At 68.1% G+C, this 18,851-nt stretch carries 19 protein-coding genes and 1 tRNA gene; 8 read left to right on the top strand and 12 right to left on the bottom strand.

Going from position 1 to position 18,851, the window contains the following annotated elements:
• A partial coding sequence (locus DQW50_RS10140; RefSeq protein WP_112079163.1) for a sugar phosphate nucleotidyltransferase occupies nt 1–1,073 on the bottom strand: 1,073 nt, incomplete at its 3' end.
• Nucleotides 1,074–1,183: 110 nt separating this feature from the next.
• Between DQW50_RS10140 and DQW50_RS10135 the strand changes: the two genes are divergently transcribed.
• Entirely contained in the window at nt 1,184–1,453 is a 270-nt protein-coding gene (locus DQW50_RS10135) for a hypothetical protein (protein WP_112079162.1), read from the top strand.
• A gap of 25 nt (nt 1,454–1,478) precedes the next feature.
• Here the strand turns inward: DQW50_RS10135 and DQW50_RS10130 are convergent, their stop codons facing one another.
• The 5 genes from DQW50_RS10130 to DQW50_RS10115 form a co-directional block, all read right to left on the bottom strand.
• Nucleotides 1,479–2,555: a BGTF surface domain-containing protein gene (locus tag DQW50_RS10130; RefSeq protein ID WP_112079161.1), complete on the bottom strand. Its 1,077-nt coding sequence runs from the start codon at nt 2,553–2,555 to the stop codon at nt 1,479–1,481.
• Nucleotides 2,556–2,616: 61 nt separating this feature from the next.
• Complete coding sequence (locus tag DQW50_RS10125) at nt 2,617–4,017, bottom strand: Xaa-Pro peptidase family protein (protein WP_112079160.1); 1,401 nt, start codon at nt 4,015–4,017, stop codon at nt 2,617–2,619.
• Nucleotides 4,014–5,858 carry a UvrD-helicase domain-containing protein gene (locus DQW50_RS10120; protein ID WP_112079159.1) on the bottom strand — a complete coding sequence of 615 codons (1,845 nt, stop codon included), beginning with the start codon at nt 5,856–5,858 and terminating at the stop codon, nt 4,014–4,016. Before DQW50_RS10120 ends, DQW50_RS10125 begins: the two co-directional genes overlap by 4 nt.
• A gap of 216 nt (nt 5,859–6,074) precedes the next feature.
• Nucleotides 6,075–6,233, bottom strand: coding sequence for a hypothetical protein (locus DQW50_RS18160; protein WP_188127902.1), 159 nt, complete (start codon nt 6,231–6,233; stop codon nt 6,075–6,077).
• Between the two features lie 89 nt (nt 6,234–6,322).
• Nucleotides 6,323–6,502 (bottom strand): HVO_0416 family zinc finger protein, encoded by a 180-nt coding sequence (locus DQW50_RS10115; RefSeq protein WP_112079158.1) that lies wholly within the window; start codon nt 6,500–6,502, stop codon nt 6,323–6,325.
• 149 nt (nt 6,503–6,651) lie between these two features.
• On the opposite strand from DQW50_RS10115, the gene DQW50_RS10110 reads away from it, so the two are divergent.
• Entirely contained in the window at nt 6,652–6,951 is a 300-nt protein-coding gene (locus DQW50_RS10110) for a PRC-barrel domain-containing protein (protein WP_112079157.1), read from the top strand.
• 36 nt (nt 6,952–6,987) lie between these two features.
• Here the strand turns inward: DQW50_RS10110 and DQW50_RS10105 are convergent, their stop codons facing one another.
• The gene (locus tag DQW50_RS10105) at nt 6,988–7,530 is read right to left on the bottom strand and encodes a CDP-2,3-bis-(O-geranylgeranyl)-sn-glycerol synthase (RefSeq protein ID WP_112079156.1); all 543 of its coding nucleotides are present in this window, start codon (nt 7,528–7,530) and stop codon (nt 6,988–6,990) included.
• A 126-nt stretch (nt 7,531–7,656) separates the two neighbouring features.
• On the opposite strand from DQW50_RS10105, the gene DQW50_RS10100 reads away from it, so the two are divergent.
• Both DQW50_RS10100 and DQW50_RS10095 read left to right on the top strand, forming a co-directional pair.
• On the top strand, nt 7,657–8,496 hold the full coding sequence (locus DQW50_RS10100; protein ID WP_112079155.1) for a proline dehydrogenase family protein: 840 nt from the start codon (nt 7,657–7,659) through the stop codon (nt 8,494–8,496).
• Nucleotides 8,497–8,590: 94 nt separating this feature from the next.
• A complete protein-coding gene (locus DQW50_RS10095) occupies nt 8,591–9,331 on the top strand; it encodes a DUF502 domain-containing protein (RefSeq protein WP_112079154.1) in 741 nt (246 codons plus the stop codon).
• A gap of 16 nt (nt 9,332–9,347) precedes the next feature.
• Here DQW50_RS10095 and DQW50_RS10090 read toward each other — a convergent pair whose 3' ends face one another.
• The 3 genes from DQW50_RS10090 to DQW50_RS10080 form a co-directional block, all read right to left on the bottom strand.
• Entirely contained in the window at nt 9,348–10,277 is a 930-nt protein-coding gene (locus DQW50_RS10090; RefSeq protein WP_112079153.1) for a branched-chain amino acid transaminase, read from the bottom strand.
• A 130-nt stretch (nt 10,278–10,407) separates the two neighbouring features.
• Nucleotides 10,408–11,148, bottom strand: coding sequence for a 3,4-dihydroxy-2-butanone-4-phosphate synthase (gene ribB, locus DQW50_RS10085; RefSeq protein ID WP_112079152.1), 741 nt, complete (start codon nt 11,146–11,148; stop codon nt 10,408–10,410).
• A complete protein-coding gene (locus DQW50_RS10080; protein WP_112079151.1) occupies nt 11,148–11,888 on the bottom strand; it encodes a DUF120 domain-containing protein in 741 nt (246 codons plus the stop codon). The genes ribB and DQW50_RS10080 overlap by 1 nt, the downstream gene beginning before the upstream one ends.
• Nucleotides 11,889–12,136: 248 nt before the next feature.
• Between DQW50_RS10080 and DQW50_RS10075 the strand changes: the two genes are divergently transcribed.
• Nucleotides 12,137–12,208 (top strand) — tRNA-Ala (locus tag DQW50_RS10075).
• Nucleotides 12,209–12,669: 461 nt separating this feature from the next.
• On the opposite strand, the gene DQW50_RS10070 is transcribed toward DQW50_RS10075, so the two are convergent.
• On the bottom strand, nt 12,670–13,569 hold the full coding sequence (locus DQW50_RS10070; protein WP_112079150.1) for an aldo/keto reductase: 900 nt from the start codon (nt 13,567–13,569) through the stop codon (nt 12,670–12,672).
• Between the two features lie 457 nt (nt 13,570–14,026).
• Here DQW50_RS10070 and DQW50_RS10065 point away from each other — a divergent pair, with 457 nt between their 5' ends.
• Nucleotides 14,027–14,257, top strand: coding sequence for a hypothetical protein (locus tag DQW50_RS10065; RefSeq protein WP_112079149.1), 231 nt, complete (start codon nt 14,027–14,029; stop codon nt 14,255–14,257).
• A 610-nt stretch (nt 14,258–14,867) separates the two neighbouring features.
• Nucleotides 14,868–15,509, top strand: a complete 642-nt coding sequence (locus tag DQW50_RS10060; protein WP_112079148.1) for a pyridoxamine 5'-phosphate oxidase family protein — start codon at nt 14,868–14,870, stop codon at nt 15,507–15,509.
• Between the two features lie 88 nt (nt 15,510–15,597).
• Here DQW50_RS10060 and DQW50_RS10055 read toward each other — a convergent pair whose 3' ends face one another.
• Nucleotides 15,598–17,394: an ATP-binding protein gene (locus DQW50_RS10055; protein ID WP_112079147.1), complete on the bottom strand. Its 1,797-nt coding sequence runs from the start codon at nt 17,392–17,394 to the stop codon at nt 15,598–15,600.
• Nucleotides 17,395–17,520: 126 nt separating this feature from the next.
• Here DQW50_RS10055 and DQW50_RS10050 point away from each other — a divergent pair, with 126 nt between their 5' ends.
• The gene (locus DQW50_RS10050) at nt 17,521–18,822 is read left to right on the top strand and encodes an MFS transporter (RefSeq protein ID WP_112079146.1); all 1,302 of its coding nucleotides are present in this window, start codon (nt 17,521–17,523) and stop codon (nt 18,820–18,822) included.
• Nucleotides 18,823–18,851 lie beyond the last annotated feature (29 nt).

The raw sequence follows: 18,851 nt of genomic DNA, 5'->3' as shown, positions 1-18,851 counted from the left end.
GCGCCGCCAACGGCCGCGTCGTCGCCGACGACCGCGCCGAGCCGGACGTCCTCGTACAGCTCGCCGGCGACGGCGACGGTCGCGGTCCCGCCCCGGACCGTGGCGTTCGCGCCGACGGTCGCGCCCGCGCCGACGACGCAGTCCCTGAGGACCGCTCCCGCCTCCACGGTCGCGTCCGGGAAGACGACGGAGCGCTCGACGGTCGCGTTCGGCCCGACCCGCGCGTTCTCGCCGACCGTCGTCCCCGCGCCGACGACCGCGTTCCGCCCGACGGAGGCGGTGGGAGCGACCACACACCGGTCGTCGACGCCCGCGCCGGACGCGAGCGTTCCCTCGACGGCCCCGCCGTCGCGGTCGAGCACGTCGTCGGTGACCGTGAGCAGGTCCCAGAGGTACGAGACGTCGTGCCAGCCGCCGCCGTACCTGACGGCGCGGACGCCGCCCGCGTCGATGAGCCGTTCGACCGTGTCGGGTAGCTCGTACTCCCCCTCCTCGGACGGCTCCGTGTCGCGGATGGCGTCGAACACCGCGGGCGTGAACGCGTACACGCCCGCGTTGATGACGTCGGAGTCCGCGTCCCGACGGGGCTTCTCGACGATGGTTTCCACGCGGTCGCCCCGAACGGTCACCACCCCGTAGGCCCGCGGCCGGTCGCTCCGGGTCACCGCCATCGCGGCGGCGGCGTCGCCGTCGGCCAGCGCGTCGCGGACGTCGGCGACCGCGGACGGCTCGACGATCCGGTCGCCGTTCAACACGAGGAACGGCCCGTCGACGTGCTGTTCCGCCTGCGCGACCGCGTGGGCGGTCCCGAGCCGCTTCTCCTGGAGCACGTATCGGATCGAGACGTCCCAGTCGTCGCCGTCGCCGAAGTGCGTCTGGATCCGCTCGCGCTCGTAGCCCACGACGAGCACGACCTCGTCGACGCCGGCCGCGCTCGCGGCCTCGATCACGTACTCGAGGAGGGGCTTGTTGGCGACCGGCACCATCGGCTTCGGCCGCCGGTTCGTCAGTGGACTCAGCCGCCGACCCGCCCCGGCGGCGAGCACCACGGCCGTCGTCGATCGGTCGGACATGTCAAAGCGGAAACGGCCGACGGACTTGAAGGGTGGTGATCGCCCGCCCGCCGTGGTACGGACGACGCGCGTCCTGTATCCTTATCCCCGCCCAGGTGGTAGGAGTGGCGATGAGTTTCGGGCTGCTCGACATGATCGGGCTGGCGGCGTCGCTGGCGTTCGCGCTGCCGCTCGCGAACTATGCGGTCGTCCGCCTCCTCGCCGGCGAGACCGCACTCGGCGGCGGCCTGCTCGTCGTCGCCGTCGCGATGGTGGTGTTGCCGCAGTACTTCCTCGATCCCTCGCGGATACTCAGGGGACTCGTCCGCGGACTCCTCCCGCGACGGCTCCGTGGCGACGACGCGGAGTCGGGAGCCGACGGCGACGCCGTCGAGGAGTAGCTCCGCTGCTCGGCGATCCGGACGCTCAGCGCCGCCGCGCGACGAGCGCGGTCCCGAGGAGCGCGACCACAGCCGCGACGACGCCGAAGCCAGGGACGCTGGTGTCGGTTCCGTCGTCGTCGTCGTCGGCACTGCCGTCTTCCGCGGTCCCGTCGTCGGCACTGTCGTCGCTTCGCAGGTCGTCCTCGACGCCGATCGACTCGTCGACGACGAGGACGGCGTACTCGCGCTCGCCGTCGAGCCCGTCGTTCCCGCGGACCGTCAGCGTCGCGCGGTCGCCGTGGCTCGCCTGGCGCAGGTCGAACGCCGCGGTCGCCTCGCCGTCCTCGACGGTCGCCTCCTCGGTCATGAGGTACGCCGGGCTCGCGTCCGCGTCGGACCGGATCCGGAGGGTCACGCGCTCCCCGTCCGCGAGGTCGACCGGCACGGTCACGTCCGTCTCGGCCGGCTCGACGACCACGTCGGTCGCCTCGACGTCCGACTCGGTGACGACGGTCGAGTCGCCCGACCCGTCCGTCGAGTCGTCCGTCGAGTCGTCGGACTCGTCGGATCCGGCCCCGTCGTCGGAGTCGCCTTCGTCGTCCGCCGACGCGGGCTCGACCACCAGGCTCCCGACGTCGGTCGTCTCCCCCTCGTCGACGGAGACCTCCATATCGTAGTCGCCGGGGTCGATCGGCTCGTCGAGGCCGGTTTCGTTTTCGACCGAGACCGCGGCGTCGCCCTCGGCGGTCAGGGACGCGCCGTCCTCGTCGGTCGCGGCGTGGTCGAAGACGAGCGTCGTGACGCCGTCGTCGTCGGGCGTCACCGTCGCGTGGAGCGCGTACCCGCTCTCGGATTCGTCGCCGATCGCGACCGAGAACTCGTCGACGCCGTCGGTCTCGACGCCGATCACGGCGGTCTCCCCCTCTGTCACGGTGACGAGGGAGGAATCGAGGCCCGCCGTGTCGTCCGCTGTGGCGGTCCCCACGAACGCGCTCCCGGCGAGCGCGACCCCGACGACCGCGAGCGCGGCCACGAGGACGGTGGCCGCAGCCGGCAAGAGTTCTCTCACGATTCGTCCGCTCGGTTCGGCCCCGTCGGCCGTGGAGGGCTGCGTCGGCATGCGTTTCGACGATCGGACGGGGATGATATAGCGCCGCCGGTGGCTCAAACGACCGTCGTAGCTATCGACACCCGTCGGACTCCTCGCGGTCGACCGGAGTCGTTCCGAAGGGGTACGAACCGAGGAGCTCGTGGCCGTCCTCGCGCACGACGACGACGTCACCCAGCCGGACCCCGCCGGTCGCGGGATCGTACACGCCGGGTTCGACCGCGAGGACGTGGCCGGGACGGAGGGCCGGTCCGCCCGGCAACGCCGGCGGCTCCGCGCGGGACAGCCCGACTCCGTGGCCGGCGTCGTGGGTGAACCCGGGCTCTCCGGGCGACGCGTTCGGATCGAAGCCGTAGGCGGCCAGCTCGGCGCCAGCCTCACCGTGGACGGTCGCCGTGGGAGTCCCCGCCGTTACCTCCGCGAGCGCGGCCTCGCGGGCAGCCTCGACCGCGACGTACGCCCGGCGCTCCCAGCCGCCGTCGCCGTCGACGACGAACGTCCGCGTGAGCGCGCCGTGGTACCCGTCAGGCCCGCGCGGGGCGAGCTCGACCACGACCGTCTCGCCGGCCCGGATCGGGGCGGGTCGGCCGACGGCGGGGGCGAACCCTCCCCGACCACTGCGGTCCGCGGTAGCCCGCCCCACAGCGATCGCGGTGTTCCCGGCGTCGCTGACGCCCCGCGCAGCGAGCGTCGCGTTCACCGCGCGCCGGAGCCGCCCGACCGTGAGCGGGGCATCGTTCCAGCGGAGGGCGGGTGGCGCGTCGTCTCCGGGGTCGGTGCCGCTCGACCGCGCCGGCCCGCCGGCCGGGTCGTCCTCGGGCGGACCCCGCCGGGACGGATCGCTCTGGGCGAGGACCGTCTCCGCGCGCGCCATCCCGGCGGCTGTGGCGCGCTGTACCCGCCGGATCCGGTCCACCTCGGCGGGGCTCTTCACCGCCCGCGAGTCGGCCACGACCGGCGTCGACGCGGGGTCGTAGCCCGCCCGCTCGAGGTAGACGGCCGCGTCGTGGGGGATGGACCGCGGGACGAGGACCCGGTCCGCGTCGTCGCTATCGTACTCGTCGAGGACCGCCGCCGTACGGACGCCGACCGGATCGTCGGCGCGGTCGGTCCGAACCGCCCGGACGACCCCGTCGTGGAAGCCGGCGTCGGTCGAGGAGGCGCCGACCCGGCCAGCGTCGACGAACCGCCGTTCGGCCACCTCGGCGACGGCCGCGGGAACGAGGAGGACCGCCCGGGGGGGCGACGACGCGGACGCGGGGGCCACGACGACGCCGTACGTCCCGTCCGGCTCGGCGACGCGCGTCAGGTATCGGAGGTCGGCGTCGAAGCGGTCGCCGACCGCGACGAACCCGGTCGCGTCCGCCTCCGCGACCGCCTCGACGACGGGCGAGAGGTCGGTCCGGAGCGGTTCGGGCTCCGGATCGTCGCCGTCGCGAGGGGCGTCGGCGGGACGCCCGTCCCCGCAGTTCACGGCTCGGGTTCGGGAACCGCCACCTCGTCTTGGACCTCCTCGATGAGCTCCTGTGCCGGCTCGTCGCGGAGTTCGTTGAAGAGCAGGACGCTGATCGGGAGCGTCGGCGCGCCGCCGATGAGGCTCTCCATGATCACGAGCCGCTCGCGGGCGCGGGACATCCCGACGTAGAAGACGCGGCGCTCGTTGTCGGTGAGCACCGGGACGGGACTCGTGGTCTTCGTGAACTCCTCGACGCCGTCGACGTCGGTCGGGTCGTCGACCGAGGCCGCCATCTGCTCGACCACCTTCTCCGTCAGGTCCGTCGCGACGAACACGTGGTCGGCCTCGCGGCCCTTCGCGGAGTGGATGGTGCCCACGCGGACGCGGGTCGGGTCCATCCCGGCGTAGTCGCCACCGAAGTAGGCGCCCATCGACTTCCGCTGGAAGCTCGTCACCTTTCGGACCATGTCGTCGGCGCTTTTCGCGTCGGGCATGAACGGGACCCGGTCGTGGATCTCCTCCGGCGTCACCTCGATAAGCGAGATGTCGTCGGCGTCCGCAGCCTCCTCGCGGTCGTCGACGAAGTCGTAGAACTCCTCGCGGTCGTTCGTGCCGAACGCCGACTCCTGGAGCATGTCGGCCAGCCGGCGGGCCTCGAGCAGCGTGATCGGGTCGTCGTCGTCGAGCTTCTCGATGGCGGAGACGTAGTCCTGGACGCGGTCGGTCCACATCCGCCCGTCCGTCAACATCGTGAAGGGGATGCCGTGGTCGATGAACTCGTCGATGAAATCGAACATCTGGTAGCGCGCACGGAACAGGCACATCACACTCCCCTCGTCGTCCTCGACGGTGTACCGGACGTTTCGAACGAGTTCGAGCATCGACGGCGACTCGATCGCCTCGACGCTGCCGCCCTCCTTGCGCGGGTGGAGGTCCTTCTCCTGACGTTTGTCGATGTGGCGGATCTCCGCGTTGACGACGTTGAGGATCTCTGAGGGGAGCCGGTAGGAGTTCGGCAGGATCACGTCCTCGTCGACGTCGGTCTCGAGGAGGAGGTCGGGGTCCGCGCCCTGCCAGGCGTAGACGACCTGGTCGTCGTCGCCGGCGATGAGCACCCGCTTCATGTGGGGGCGCCACTCCTCGAAGACGCCGTACTGGAGGGTCGTGATGTCCTGGAACTCGTCGATGACCAGGTAGTCGACGTTCGGGACGAGCGAGCGCTGGGCTACGCGTTCGAGCATGTCTGCGAAGCCGACGAGCCCGTGTTCCCCCTTGTAGGCGCGCCACGCGCGGATCGTCTCCGGGATGTCGATCCGGTCGTCGTCGGAGGGCCACGTCGGGGTGTACTTGTTCCCCTGCTGGGCGTTGGGGTCCTCCTCGGGCGGGAGCCTGACCTCCTCGACGTTCCACTGGAAGGGGACGTCGTACCAGTCGGCCACGTCGCGTTCGGTGCGCTGGAGCCACTGGGAGGTGGCGATGATCTTGTTGCCGATGGTCGTCGACCGCGCGGTCCGGCGGCCCGCCCCGCCATGTTGGTCCTCGTACTCGATGCCGTACTCCTCACAGAACTCCTCCTTGTCGCTCTCGCCGACCACGTCGCCCCGCGAGAGGCCGAGCAGTTCGTACGCCTTCGCGTGCATCGTACAGACGTTCCCCTGGAGGCTCCGCGGGGAGACGTCGAGACGCTCGGCCAGCCGCTCGCGGATCTCCGCGGCGGCCGCGCGGGTGTACGAGACGACGAGCACGTCTCGGACGTCGGCGCCGTCGTCCTCGAGGATGCCCTCGACGCGGTCGAGGAGGGCGGTCGTCTTCCCGCTCCCGGGGCCGCCGAACAGTCGCGTTACGGTAGGGTCGTTCATTACCGACTACTGATCGCCGCTCTTCTTAAACGCCGTGGCTCGGAGACGGGTCGCTCGGGCCGCCTACGCCCCGGTCGGGGACGGCGGAAAACCGCCGAGGACGGACGTCGGGTGGGGAGCGGATCGGGACGAACGGAAGGGGTTCGGGTGGAGGGTCGATCGCTGGAGGGGTTCGGGTGGAGGGTCGATCGCTGGAGAACCGATCGGTCGGATTCGTCAGTTGCTCCGGGTCGCGCGCGCTTCTCGGACGTCGGCACCGTCACGGACCAGGTCCTCACAGCCCGGACAGACGCGGGGACGGTCCACGTCGTTCGGCGTGAACACCCGGACGTAGTCGGTCGTGACGAACGAACCGCAGTTCTGGCAGGTCGGCATACCCCCCACTAGCTAATCGTTATATATAATACTGCCGCCCGTGCCGGGCGGAAAGAAAACCGCTAACCGGTCGATCGGTTCCGTCGGCGTCAGGTCGGCCGCCAGTCGCAGACGGAACAGCTGTCGGTTCCTTCGGGATGAAGCGCACCACACTCGGGGCACTGAAGCTTGTTATACGATCGCTCCCAGCGTACGATCTCCGTCTCGTGGCCCCGGTCGGACAGGAACTCGTCGAACACGTCGTCGTTCGTACTGGGTGCGCTAGACATTGCGTGTCAATCTATGCCATGATATCATAAGTATCTTTCCGTGGTTTCGGATCCGCCCGAACGGTCACGGAGTCGGCCGATCGATCGACGACACCGTACGTCGACGATCCCGTACGTTTTTGTTCCGTTCCCACGCACGGGGTGATGCCATGTCCACGGTCCTCGCGAGCGCCCTCCCCGAGAAGCCGGTGCTCAGCGCAGACGGCAGGAAGCTCGGTACCGTCCACGACCTCACCATCGACCCGCGGTCGGGAGACTTCGAGACGCTCCTCGTCGATCCCGGCCCGCACGCGCCCGCACGTCGGCAGGTGGAGTCCGGCGGCGAACACGACGCCGCGGAACGCGACGCGGTCGACCGCGACGACGAGCGGATCCGGATCCCCGGCGACGCGGTCACCGCGGTCGGCGATCAGGTGATCGTCGAGCTGTCGAGCGGTCGACGACGGTAGCGACGCGGTCGGGCGTCCATAGCCGAAACCCGCCCCTCACCAGGGCTCGTTCTTCAGCCCGAGCAGGTAGGCAGCGACGTTCGTCACCACGTGGAGGACGGGCGTCATCACGGCGACGACGGCGAGAACGGGGAGCGTGAAGACGGCCGTCGTCCAGCCCGGTGCGAGGAGGAGGGCGAGACACAGCGCGCCGACGACGAAGTCGAGCTGGTCGAGGCCGGGGAACGCCGCCCCGCGCTCCCGCCCGGAGCGCCGCTTGAGGAAGGACGCGCCGATGTCCCCGCACATCGCGCCGAACGCCAGCCCCAGCGCTGCCCGGGGCTCGAACGTCGGGAGGTCCACGCCGAGCGCCGCGCTCGCCGGGTCGACGAGGGCGTTGAGCGCGAACGCCACGACGACGCCGACCGCCGTCCCGACGGCGGTCCCGCGCCACGTCTTCCCGTCGCCGAGCACGCGCGCGCCCCGCCACTCGCGGCCGCCGTCGATGGGGCGGCCGCCGCCGGCGAGCACCGCGGCGTTGTTCGGCACGTACGCTGGCACCATCGCCCAGAACGCAGTCGCGACGAGGGACCCGACCATGCCGGTACCACGCCCGTCCGGGTGATATAAACCGCGGATCCGCCGGCGGGCCGGGCGCCGGTGCGCCATCGCGTCCGTGGATCGACCGGTGACAACGCTCAAGTCGGGGGGAACCCACCTCCCGATATGATCCCCCCGATCGCGCGCCGGTTCGTCGCCGGTGAGAGCGTCCCGACGGCGCTCGAGCACGCACGGGAACGAAACGAGGAGGGCATCGCCGTCATCTTGAACCTGCTCGGTGAACACTACGACGACCCCGCGGACGCCCGGGCCGACGTCGACGCGTATCGACAGCTCCTCGACGACCTGACCGGGACGGACCTCGACGCGTGTATCTCCGTGAAACCCTCGCAGATCGGACTCGACGTCTCCGCCGACCTCTTCGAGGAGCAGTACCGCGAGCTGGTGGCGTACGCTCACGAACGCGACGCGTTCGTCTGGTGTGACATGGAGGACGCCGACACCACCGACGACACCCTCGACGCGTTCGAAGCGATCGCCGACGAGTACCCCTGGAGCGTCGGCCAGTGCGTCCAGTCGAACCTCAAGCGGACCCGCGAGGACCTCGAGCGGCTCGTCGACGTGCCGGGTGCCATCCGGCTCGTGAAGGGCGCGTACGACGAGCCGGACGCGATCGCCTACACCGACAAGGCCGACGTCGACACAGCGTACCGCGACGACGTCGAGTACCTCTTCGAGCGCCGCGATCGGGGGGTCGCGGTCGGCAGTCACGACCCCGCGATGGTCTCGCTCGCCAACCGGCTCGGGACCGAACACGGCACCGACTACGAGGTCCAGATGCTGATGGGCGTCCGCGAGGACGCCCAGCGCGACCTCGCGAGACAGGGCGTCGACGTGAAACAGTACGCGCCCTACGGGGACAAGTGGCTCTCGTACTTCTACCGCCGCGTTCGCGAGCGCAAAGAGAACCTGACGTTCGCCTTGCGCGCGGTCGTCGGACGGTGACTCCGGCGTGAGCGGTGACTCCGGCGTGGCGATCGCTCGCACGTCCGACATGAGAAGCCCTCTTAAGCGTCCCCGTCGCATAGCGACACGATAGATGTCCACGTGGAAACGCGACTTCGCCAGCGGGCTCATCGTGTTGGCCCCCCTCCTCGTTCTGCTCCTCGTCATCCGATGGATCTACCTCCACATCGCGTCGATCCCGCTCATCGACGCGCTCCAGCCGGCGGCCATCCCCGGCCCGCTGGAGCCCGTCTCGCGGGTCGTCATCGCCGTCGCGGTCTTCTCGACGCTCGTGCTCGCGGTCGGGTACTTCATGCGGACGACGCTCGGCCGGCTCGCGGAGGCGAAAGTCGACGACGCGATAAACCGGATCCCCGCGTTGCGTGTCGTGTACAACGCCTCGAAGCTCGCGGCCGAGACGGCCATCTCGGGCACCGACGAGCTCCAGAACCCGGTGTACCTCGAGACGTGGCCCGGTATCCGGATGACCGCGTTCCGGACGGGCAAGAAGACCCGCGACGGGAAGATCGTCCTCTTCATGCCGACCGCCCCGAACATCACCACCGGGTTCGTCATCGAGGTCGAACCCGAGCGGGTCGAGGACACGGGCGAGAGCGTCGAGGAGGGCATGACCCGGATCCTCTCGGCGGGCTTCGGCGAGTCCGCCCACCAGATCCCCGTCGAGGAGGAGCGTCCGCCCGCCGACGACCGACCCGAGGACCACCGACCCGGCGTCGGCCGTCCGGGAGGGGCGACGGGACACCGGTCGGAGGGGAACGGAACGCGGCCGAACGGCGGCGGGGAGGGGACGGTTGACGGCTCGAGGCCCGACTAGCGGTTCGCGATCCGGCCTAGAGGTAGGTGAACCACTCGTCGTGGTCGTCGGTCCGGCGCTCGATGACCTCGAAGAACGCCTCCTGCAACTCCTCGGTCACCGGACCGCGGCTACCGTTTCCGATCTCCGTGTCGTCGACCGACCGGATCGGCGTCACCTCGGCGGCGGAGCCGGTAAAGAACAGCTCGTCGGCCGTGTAGAGCTGGCCGCGCGAGATGACGGCCTCGTCGTGGACGGTGTAGCCGCGCTCCTCGGCCAGCGTGATCACGGTGTCGCGGGTGATCCCCTCGAGGATCGACTGGGCCTGGCCGGTGGTGTAGACTTCGCCGTCGTTCACCATGAATATGTTCTCGCCCGGACCTTCGGCGACGTTCCCCTCCTTGTTCAGGACGATCGCCTCGACGTAGCCGTTCCGGCGGGCCTCCTCGCCCGCGAGCATCGAGTTGACGTAGAGGCCGGTGGTCTTCACGTTCGTGGGCACCTGCGAGGAGGCGTGTTTCCGCCAGGAGGAGACCATCACGTCGACGCCCTCCGCGAGGGCTTCCTCGCCCAGGTACGTCCCCCACGGCCAGGCGGCGAGCACGAGGTCGGTCGGGCAGTCGCCCGGCGAGACACCGAGCGACTCGTAGCCGTAGTAGGCGATCGGCCGGATGTAACATGAGGTGAGGTCCTGTCGGTCGAGCAGTTCGAGGAGCGCCTCCGTGATCTCCTCGCGGGAGTGGCCGATGTCCATATCGTACATCTTCGCGGAGTCGAAGAGGCGGTCGAGGTGCTCCTCGAGCCGGAATATCGCCGGACCCTGCTCGGTCTCGTACGCGCGGAGCCCCTCGAACACGCCGGACCCGTAGTGGAGCGCGTGCGTGAGGACGTGGGTGGTCGCGTCCTCCCAGTCGAGGAACTCCCCGTTCTTCCAGATCGTGTCGACGTCCATCTCGTCGAATGCCATACTACAGGCGTCGGCGCGTCCCGGCTTAAAATTATGACATACCACCCCGCTCCGCCGGGTTCGAGGGCGTTCGGAGCCCCCCGGAACCCGCGACCCGGACCGCGACCGGTCGGGGCTCGCCGGACCCGCCCTACCGGAGCGCGTCGACGAGCGCCGTGCCCTCGACGTAGGGGATCCCGCGTCGTTCCGCGTAGGTCGCGGCGTCCTCGGGCGCGAGCGCGTCGCCGGTCTCGTCGTCGAGCATCTCACACACCACGACTGCGGGGGCGGTGCCGACCGCCGCCGCGAGCGCCAGGCCGAGTTCGGTGTGGCCGACGCGGTCGTCGAGCCCCGCGACCGCGCCGCGCAGGACGTGGACGTGCCCGGGGGCGCGGAAGGAGGCGGCGAAGTCCTCGGGGCCGTAGCCGTCGGGGTCGCTCACGGCGGCCAGGGCCGCGTTCGCCACCTCCGTGATCGTCAACGCGCGGTCGGCGTCCGTGATCCCCGTGAACGTCTCGCGGTGGTTCACCGGCAGCGAGAAGGAGGAGCGGTCGTCGTAGGCGGGATCGTCGTCCACCGCGGGGTGGTCGAGCGCGTCCGCGAGGAACGGCAGGCCGAACGCGTCCGCGGCCGCGTCGTCGACCGCGACGCAGATCAGCCCGCCGGCGTCGTTCCGCATGTGGGCCACGGCCGCCGCGTCGACCGCGCCCGCGGGGTAGACGATGTCCGTCTCGCCCTCGCGGTCCGCGAAGTCGTGGACACAGACCGGGTCGCCGGCGCGGAACGCCGAAAGCGCGCGGTCGACCGCCGCGGTCGCGTCCGTGTCGCCGGCCGTGGCCGGCGCGTCGGCCGGCTCGGGTTCCGTTTCGGAGCCCTCGGCGTCGGCGCGCATCAGGCCACCTCCTCGAGCGGCTGATCCGGGGCGTCCGCCCGCGAGGCGGCCTCGACGCGGACCTCGATCGCCTCGCCGTCCACGAGGTCGAGCGCTTCGCGGAGCTCGTCGGGGGCGATCACTTCGAGTTTGTCGTCGTCGTGGTGGGTGCGGTCGGGGACGATCGCGTGGGCGTCCTCGTACCGTTCGCCGTCGGCGACGAGCGTGACAGCGTAGCACGCGGCCGCACCGTAGGTGCGGTCATCGTCCTCCCAGGCGTCGATCGGGACGGCGTCGACGCCGGCGATCTCGCCGCGCCGGCGGACGCTCTCCCCGTCGAGTTCGAGGTTGAGCGTGCCGGGGAACGGCTCGTAGCCCAGCCGGACAGCGAACTGCTCGGCGTACCCCGGCAGGGTGATGTAGTGGCGACCCTCGCCCATGCCGCCGGTGACCTCGCCGCGGAGGACGAGCTCGACGTCGCTCTCGAAGAGCCGGCGGTAGTCGGCGTACTCGCCGCGCAGCGCGGCCTCGCCCGCGTCGGTGACCCGGACCCACTGGCCGTCGCCGACGACGTCGCGTTCGAGAAGTCCCGCAGCCTCGAGCGTCTGGAGGCGTCTGGAGGCGGTCTGTGTCGACGCGTCGAGGCGGTCGCCGAGGGTCGCACACGACACCTTCGTCTCCGTCAAGCCGCCCGCGAGCGCGACGTGTTTCAACGCCGCCATCGCCGCCGGGTCGGCGGCCGCCGTCGTCGCTTCTGACATACCTCGACCTAAACCGCCCGCACGCAAAAGAGTAACGAATATGAGATGGATCTCAAAATTGGAATGGGATCCGGGGTCGCGTCGCGCGACCCCATCGTTTCGAGTCGAACTCGGGTCGGCGGGCACCTAAGGTCGTCGGTCGCAGTGGGTACGGCGGTCACAGCGGTCGCCGAGCAGGATGTGAACCTCTCGCGCGCGGATCGACGAAAAGTAAGGTACAAGTACGGACGACGAGTGATTTCAGGTGCGGGCTCGTAGATCAGCGGCAGATCGCTTCCTTCGCAAGGAAGAGGCCCTGGGTTCAAATCCCAGCGAGTCCATCTCCTTTTTCGAACCGTCGAGTGATTGTGATCTCCGCTTAGAAGGATTATAGTATCAATATTCGCATTCAGGCACCCTCGGGGAGCGACACTTGATTCGGTCTCGCAGCGGAGTTTGCCGCCTACATTTGATTCGGTAATGGGGTCGCGGTCGAGCAGTCGAGCGTCTTCGTCAGTTCACCGGGGGCCCCGCTGAAGTAGATATCCATGGGGACTACCCGTCTCGGAGCAGAACACCGCACCTCAAGGGCAGACAGCGTTCACGTGTTCTGCGAACAACGTCGAAAATAGACAGTCTCGACGCCCTAGCAAACCCCACCGTGGGAACTGCTGAAGCGTGAGAAGAGACTCGAAACATCAGCCCATCACCGACCGGAGTGTCTCGGTTGACGTTTCGATCCAGTACCGTCTCGTTACGGAGAATCGAGGAGAAAGCATCGCGCTTCAGCGCGGGGAAGATGTCAAGGGATTGCGGTTCGGATCCGTTTGGGGACGTAAGGGCCGATCCTAGCTCGGAAGCGGGTGATGAGCCCTCGATCGGAATTGAGCCTGTACCAGAGCGGCCCGTCAAGCTCGCGGATCCGATCCATCTCGGCGTCTGTAAGTTCGAAGTCGAACACGTCGAGGTTCTCCCCGAGGCGGTCAGGTGTCACTGTCTTCGGGATCGTGATTACGCCGTCCTGCTGGATGAGCCACCGGATGGCAACTTGTGCCGCCGACTTCCCGTACGTATTCCCGATCTGAGAGAGGACCTCGTCTCCGACAACGAGACCTCCAGCCAGCGGGCTGTACGCCGTCAGCAAGACATCGTTGTCACGACAGAACCGGAGGAGTTCGTCCTGATGGAAGTACGGATGGTACTCGACCTGATTGGTCGCAATGGGAACGTGAGCGGCCTCGATCGAGCGTTCCAGTCGTTCGATCGAGAAGTTGCTCACGCCGATATGGTCGATCTTTCCCATCTCCACGAGGTCGGAGAGCGCTTCGAACACTCCCACCATGTCGCCGTCGGGGTGCCACCAGTGGATCAAGACGAGGTCGATCCGGTCCACTCCGAGCCGTTGAAGCGATCCCTCAACCGCATCGATCATTCGATCGTAGTTCAGAAGACTCGGATATCCCTTTATTTTAGTCGTGATGAAGACGTCATCCCGGTCGACCGTCGAGACCTCGATTGCACGGCCGACGACGGCCTCGTTTTCATACGCCATCGCCGTGTCGATATGCCGGTAGCCGATTTCGAGTGCCTTCAACACCGCGTTGAAACACTCGCGTCCGCCAGTTTGCCAGGTCCCGAGTCCGACGGGTGGTATCGTAGTCGCGATCCCGTCCGACACGGTATCAAAATCCGATTCAGACATGATCGATTGTACGAGTGACAAATTTGGCCCGACTGTCATCAGACGAACGGTATTTTTCCGAGATACAGGTCCGAGTACACTCTGCGTATTCCGTTGCTTACAATTGGTCCCCGAAAATCAAGGGTTTCAGCCGATCTTCGATTCATTTCAGCCATCATTCTGATATTCAAAATTATATAAGAAGGTTACAGTATTTGTTAAATACATCATAACCGACGAACTACTTGCGATGCTCTGAGCCGCTTCTGTGGAGTTGCTCGGCAACGCCAGGAGTCTGCGTGATCGCCGATCAGGCTAAATCCCGCCATACTGTGAAAGAGGAATTCGGATACGGACAGTAGAAGACGCTGCCTAAATTCGCCCGCTCAGATGTCCTACGTACTTCCTCTCCCTACTCAGGCCCGCCCGGAGGGGAAGAATTTTACGCTAGGACTCAGATACACGATACCGATTCACCATGGAGGTGAACAGTCCGTTAGAGATCATCCTGAGTATCGCCTCGTTCGGTGTCATCGCAGGTGCTATCATCTACGTTTCCCCGTTTACGGTTCAGCAGGCGATGGATCAGGTGGTCCTGCCTTTGATCGACCGCGCACTACACCATCCACTGATCGCGCTGGCGATTGGGCTTAGTGTCGTGTTTCTGTTCCTGTTCGGCGGTGAGGGTGGTGCTGGGGGCGAGATTTGATCTTCCGAGACGGTCGATTCGCGTCACATGGTAGCGGAAAGTTTACCCCGTCCATCCCGAATTGAACGGGCTCTGGTGCTGAACGCATCCTCCATGTCTTGTACACCGCGTTCAATATATCCATGATCTGTCACGCTAGGTAGTATGAGAATCCTCGTTACTCCCGATCAGTACCAGTAATACGTCTTCCAGACGCCGCTGACTACAGGATACAGATCGGCATCAGATTCCGGCCGGTTGATACGATTCACTCGGTCAGTCACGGCCCTCGCTCAGCGTGAAGATCGTCTGCCTTCATACGATGTGAAGCCATCGGAGAGTGAGCAAACAATGGTACTGAAAGTACTCGTGGCCGGCGCGACCAGCACACAGGGCAGCGGTGTCGTCGGGGTATCTTCTCTCGGGGAAGTTCGGTGAGTACGACGTCTATGGGTTGACTCGGACGGCCGAGGACGAACGGACGGATACCGAATGCCATACCCGTTCGTCCGTCGCATCCGGGGGATTTCAACGGTGCCGGCGAAGTCTGTGAAAAATACGATCCACGGCCAGCCGTCCGGAAACCGTGTCCGAGACGAGAGTTTACAAAGGTGAGCGTACTCTCCCCCACATGACCGAACGGACGCCCACGGACGTCTCCGACGAGATCCGGTATGGGGGAAAGGCGATCGACGACCCGGCGTGGATCCCGGAGTTCCTGGCCGACCAGGAGACCGGCGTGCTCGGGCTCGTCGACGACGACACCCCGCACCTCGTGACACAGCTCTTCGTCTACGACCCCGACGCGGGCGCGATCTACCTCCACGGCGCGCGGGCCGGACGGGCTCACGACCTCGTCGAGGACGGCGACGAGCCGAACGCGACCTTCACGACGAGCGAGAAGGGGCGGTACGTCCCGGCCGACGAGCCGGTGAACTTCACCGTCGAGTACTCGAGCGTCGTCGCCTACGGCACCGTCGACTTCGTCACGGGGCGACCGGAGAAACGACGCGTCCTCGAGCGGTTCATGGCGAAGTTCGCCCCCCAGTTGACGCCGGGCGAGGACTACGAGGAGATGGCCGAGGAGTCCATCGACCGGACGGCCGTGTACCGCCTTCGGGTGGACTCCTGGAGCGGCAAGACGGGGTGGAAAGACCCCGATCACCCGGACGCCTACGATCTGGACGCCGTCGGACCGGACGGCGTCGAGCCGAACGCCGACGGACCGGACGCCGACCGATCTGACGCCGACCGATCGGACGCGGACGACTGACCCGGAGTCGCCGGACGCGAGGTGGCGTCCGAGCAGTCCGACGGCGACCTAGCCGGGCCGTCCGGCGGTGACGGGCGTGACGGCCGGGCTATCGGTTCGGGGGTCCATCGTCGGGCGACGAACTCGACCGCTCGTCGTCCCCGCCGAGGCCGCCCGCGTCGGGTTCCTCGCCGGGGTCGGAATTCTCGTCGGGTTCGGAACCCTCGCCAAGTTCGGACGGGTCCGCCCGCGGGAGCTCGACGACGAAGGTCGCCCCCGTCGGCTCGTTGTCCTCGACCCACACGTCGCCGCCGAACTGGGAGGTCAACACATGGACGAGGTACAGCCCGATCCCCGTTCCTGGGCTGTCCATCCCTTTCTCCCCCTTCCCGAAGACCTCCTCTTTTCGCTCGTCGGGGACCCCGGGGCCGTTGTCCCGGACCTCGAGGAGCACGGTTTCGTCCCGGTCCTCGATGGCGACCGTGACCTCCGGGGTCTCCGCGTCGTTGTGTCGAACCGCGTTCTCGAGGAGGTTCCGGAGGACGGACGAGAGCATCCCGTTCGCGCTGACGGGGGCGGCCCCGTCGGCGGCGACGAGCCGGAAGGTCGCCCCCGGGAACGTCTGCCGGACGGCTTCCAGCTCCGATTCGACCGACGACCGGAGGTCGACCGGCCGGAGGTCGACCGTCCCCTCCTCCGACAACGCGTCGATGAAGTCCCGCACGGTCTCGGTGAGTTCCACGATGTCGTTCCCCTTGCGTAACACCCGGTCGAGCACGTCCTCGAGGTCGTCGTCGACGCGACCTCGGAACGTCTCCAGCCAGCCGAGGATCACGGCCATGTCGTTGCGGATGTCGTGGCGGACGACGCGGTTCAGCGCCTCCAGCTGTTCCGTCCGTACCTCGAGGCGCCGTCGATACGCCTCCCGATCGGTCACGTCCGAGATCGTCACCAGCCGTCCCGTGGGGACGTCGCCGGCCATGAACGGCGTCGTCGTCACCTCGTAAAACCGGGGGTCCCCCTCCCGCTGTTCCCCCGCGTGGTCGAGCGAACACACGCCGCCCCCGTCGAGCCGTTCCGCGATGGAGGCGTTCACCGACGCTATCGGCTCCCCGACGGAGCCCTCGAGCGACGGGAGTAGCTGTCGGGCCGACACGTTGTAATCGCGGACGTAGTCCCCCTGGTCGAGGTAGACTGCCGGCTTGTCCGACGCGCCGGTGAGCCGGATCGTCTGGAGGCGGTTGTGGTAGACGAACAGCGCCCCGACCGCGAAGAGCGCGACCCCCGGCGGCTCGTACATCAGCGGGAGCAACCACTCCACCCGGTCGCCGAAGAGCGTCGCGCCCGTAGGGATCGCCGTCACGAGCACGAGGACTGCGAGCGGGCGGCTGTCGGCACCCGTGTAGTGGAACCGTTCGAGCAACATGAAAAAGCCGATGCCGATCGTGACGTACGACAGCCCGAGGACGAGCCAGTAGAGCACCTGATGGCGGATCTCGAGGTGAACGAACGGCTCCGTCGCCCACGCGGTCGTGAAGTAGAGCTCGTGATAGGGGTTCGTGAGCTTGAGGGCGGTGAAGGCTCCGAACACGGCGAGGGCGGCGTTTCGATACGGGGCCTGCCGCGGCGGCCGGCCGGTGTAGGCGGCACAAAAGTACAGCCACGCGCCGACCGCGACGAACGCGAACACGAACCCGAGCGTGTACCACGCGATGCTGCCGGCTGTCGTCGGCGCGAGCAGGTATCCGACGTAGCCGACCGACCAGAGGGCGACCGAGAGGAGGAGTCCCGCGAGCCCTCGACGGGTGTCGGCGTGCTGGATGCGCCGGACGCGCGGGAGGCTCGCCACGCAGGCGACCGCGGAGACCGCGAAGATAGCCGCGTGGCTGAACAGGAGCCAGTCCATCGAGCTGCGGGTTTCTCACACGCCCCGAAAACGGTTTGGATACGGGTGCGGGACGCCGGCCCCGTCCCGGCAACCCCGTCACCTACCCACGGGATTATCCCCGACCACGGAGAACGTCGGATCCACATGGACGCGAACGAGCGACGCATCGTCGCCTTCACGGCGAGTTCCCACGGGCTCGTCCACACCTACGAGCTGTCCATCCCGATCCTGCTCACGGTGTGGATCGCGGAGTTCTCGACCACGGCCGCGACCCTGGGCGCGCTCGTCACGGTCGGGTACGGGCTCTTCGGCGTCGGCGCGCTCCCCGGCGGGGTGGTCGTCGACCGTTTCGGCTCGAAGCCGGTCATCCTCGCGTGTCTGCTCGGCATGGGCGGTTCGTTCCTGCTCGTGGGGGCCGCTCCGAGCCTCCCAGTGCTCGCGGTCGCGATCGCGGTGTGGGGCGTCACCGCCAGCGTCTACCACCCCGCGGGGCTCTCGTTGCTCTCGAAGGCCGTCGAGCGCCGCGGCACCGCGCTGGGGTACCACGGCATCGGCGGCAACCTCGGGATCGCGCTCGGCCCGCTCGCGGCGGTCCTGCTCCTCGTCGCCTTCGACTGGCGGGTCGTCGCCGCGCTACTCACGGTCCCGGCGTTTCTCGTCGCCGTCTACGGCTTCACTGTCGACGTCGAGTCCGCGCTCGCTACCGCCGGCAACGCCGACGACGAGCGCGACCCCGAGAGCGACGACGACAACGATGTCGCCTCCGACGACGACGATACCGAGGTAGCCCCCGACACGAACGGGTTCGCCGGCTTCCTCGACGACACTCGAGTCCTCCTGACGCTCGGGTTCACGCTCGTGTTGGTGTTCGTCACGTTCAGCGGGCTCTACTACCGGACCTTCCTCACGTTCCTGCCGGACTTACTCGGCGACGTCCTCGGCGGGTTCGCCGACCTCCAACTGGTCGATCCCGGGAGCCCCTACGCCGACGAGTTCGACCCGGCGCGGTACCTCTACGTCGCGGTCCTGATGGTCGGCGTTCCCGGCCAGTACCTCGGCGGGCGGATCGCCGACCGGATCCCGCCCGAGCGGGCGCTCGTCTACCTCATGTCGGTCCTGGCCGTGCTCGCGCTGTCGTTCGTGCCGGCCACCGGACGGATCTGGTCGTTCCTGCTCGTCTCCGGACTGCTCGGCGTCGCGCTGTTCACGGTCCAGCCGCTCTCGCAGGCGACCGTCGCGGCCTACTCCCCGCCGGGAACGCGGGGGCTCTCGTTCGGTTACACCTACCTCGCGATCTTCGGCGTGGGGTCGCTCGGCGCGGGGCTCGCGGGCTTCGTCCTCACGGTCGCCGGGAGCCGGGAACTGTTCCTCGTGCTCGCGGGGCTCGCCGTCTGCGGCGCGCTCGCGTCGGGCGCCGTCCACCGGTTCGGCGAGTCGCGCGAGTGACCCACGACGCCGCCAGCGAGGTCGAGTCG

Origin of the sequence: Halorubrum sp. 48-1-W, assembly GCF_003287355.1 — an archaeon.
Taxonomy (GTDB): domain Archaea; phylum Halobacteriota; class Halobacteria; order Halobacteriales; family Haloferacaceae; genus Halorubrum.
The sequence above is the reverse complement of the archived record's forward strand: the minus strand, read 5'-3'. Positions and strand labels throughout refer to the sequence as shown.

What these genes read in the sequence shown, in the direction of transcription:
- DQW50_RS10135 (WP_112079162.1), top strand. Translation starts at nt 1,184, where the DNA reads ATGAGTTTCGGGCTGCTCGACATGATCGGGCTGGCGGCGTCGCTGGCG.
- DQW50_RS10130 (WP_112079161.1), bottom strand. Translation starts at nt 2,555, where the DNA reads ATGCCGACGCAGCCCTCCACGGCCGACGGGGCCGAACCGAGCGGACGA.
- DQW50_RS10120 (WP_112079159.1), bottom strand. Translation starts at nt 5,858, where the DNA reads ATGAACGACCCTACCGTAACGCGACTGTTCGGCGGCCCCGGGAGCGGG.
- DQW50_RS18160 (WP_188127902.1), bottom strand. Translation starts at nt 6,233, where the DNA reads ATGCCGACCTGCCAGAACTGCGGTTCGTTCGTCACGACCGACTACGTC.
- DQW50_RS10115 (WP_112079158.1), bottom strand. Translation starts at nt 6,502, where the DNA reads ATGTCTAGCGCACCCAGTACGAACGACGACGTGTTCGACGAGTTCCTG.
- DQW50_RS10110 (WP_112079157.1), top strand. Translation starts at nt 6,652, where the DNA reads ATGTCCACGGTCCTCGCGAGCGCCCTCCCCGAGAAGCCGGTGCTCAGC.
- DQW50_RS10105 (WP_112079156.1), bottom strand. Translation starts at nt 7,530, where the DNA reads ATGGTCGGGTCCCTCGTCGCGACTGCGTTCTGGGCGATGGTGCCAGCG.
- DQW50_RS10100 (WP_112079155.1), top strand. Translation starts at nt 7,657, where the DNA reads ATGATCCCCCCGATCGCGCGCCGGTTCGTCGCCGGTGAGAGCGTCCCG.
- DQW50_RS10095 (WP_112079154.1), top strand. Translation starts at nt 8,591, where the DNA reads ATGTCCACGTGGAAACGCGACTTCGCCAGCGGGCTCATCGTGTTGGCC.
- DQW50_RS10090 (WP_112079153.1), bottom strand. Translation starts at nt 10,277, where the DNA reads ATGGCATTCGACGAGATGGACGTCGACACGATCTGGAAGAACGGGGAG.
- ribB (WP_112079152.1), bottom strand. Translation starts at nt 11,148, where the DNA reads ATGCGCGCCGACGCCGAGGGCTCCGAAACGGAACCCGAGCCGGCCGAC.
- DQW50_RS10080 (WP_112079151.1), bottom strand. Translation starts at nt 11,888, where the DNA reads ATGTCAGAAGCGACGACGGCGGCCGCCGACCCGGCGGCGATGGCGGCG.
- DQW50_RS10070 (WP_112079150.1), bottom strand. Translation starts at nt 13,569, where the DNA reads ATGTCTGAATCGGATTTTGATACCGTGTCGGACGGGATCGCGACTACG.
- DQW50_RS10065 (WP_112079149.1), top strand. Translation starts at nt 14,027, where the DNA reads ATGGAGGTGAACAGTCCGTTAGAGATCATCCTGAGTATCGCCTCGTTC.
- DQW50_RS10060 (WP_112079148.1), top strand. Translation starts at nt 14,868, where the DNA reads ATGACCGAACGGACGCCCACGGACGTCTCCGACGAGATCCGGTATGGG.
- DQW50_RS10055 (WP_112079147.1), bottom strand. Translation starts at nt 17,394, where the DNA reads ATGGACTGGCTCCTGTTCAGCCACGCGGCTATCTTCGCGGTCTCCGCG.
- DQW50_RS10050 (WP_112079146.1), top strand. Translation starts at nt 17,521, where the DNA reads ATGGACGCGAACGAGCGACGCATCGTCGCCTTCACGGCGAGTTCCCAC.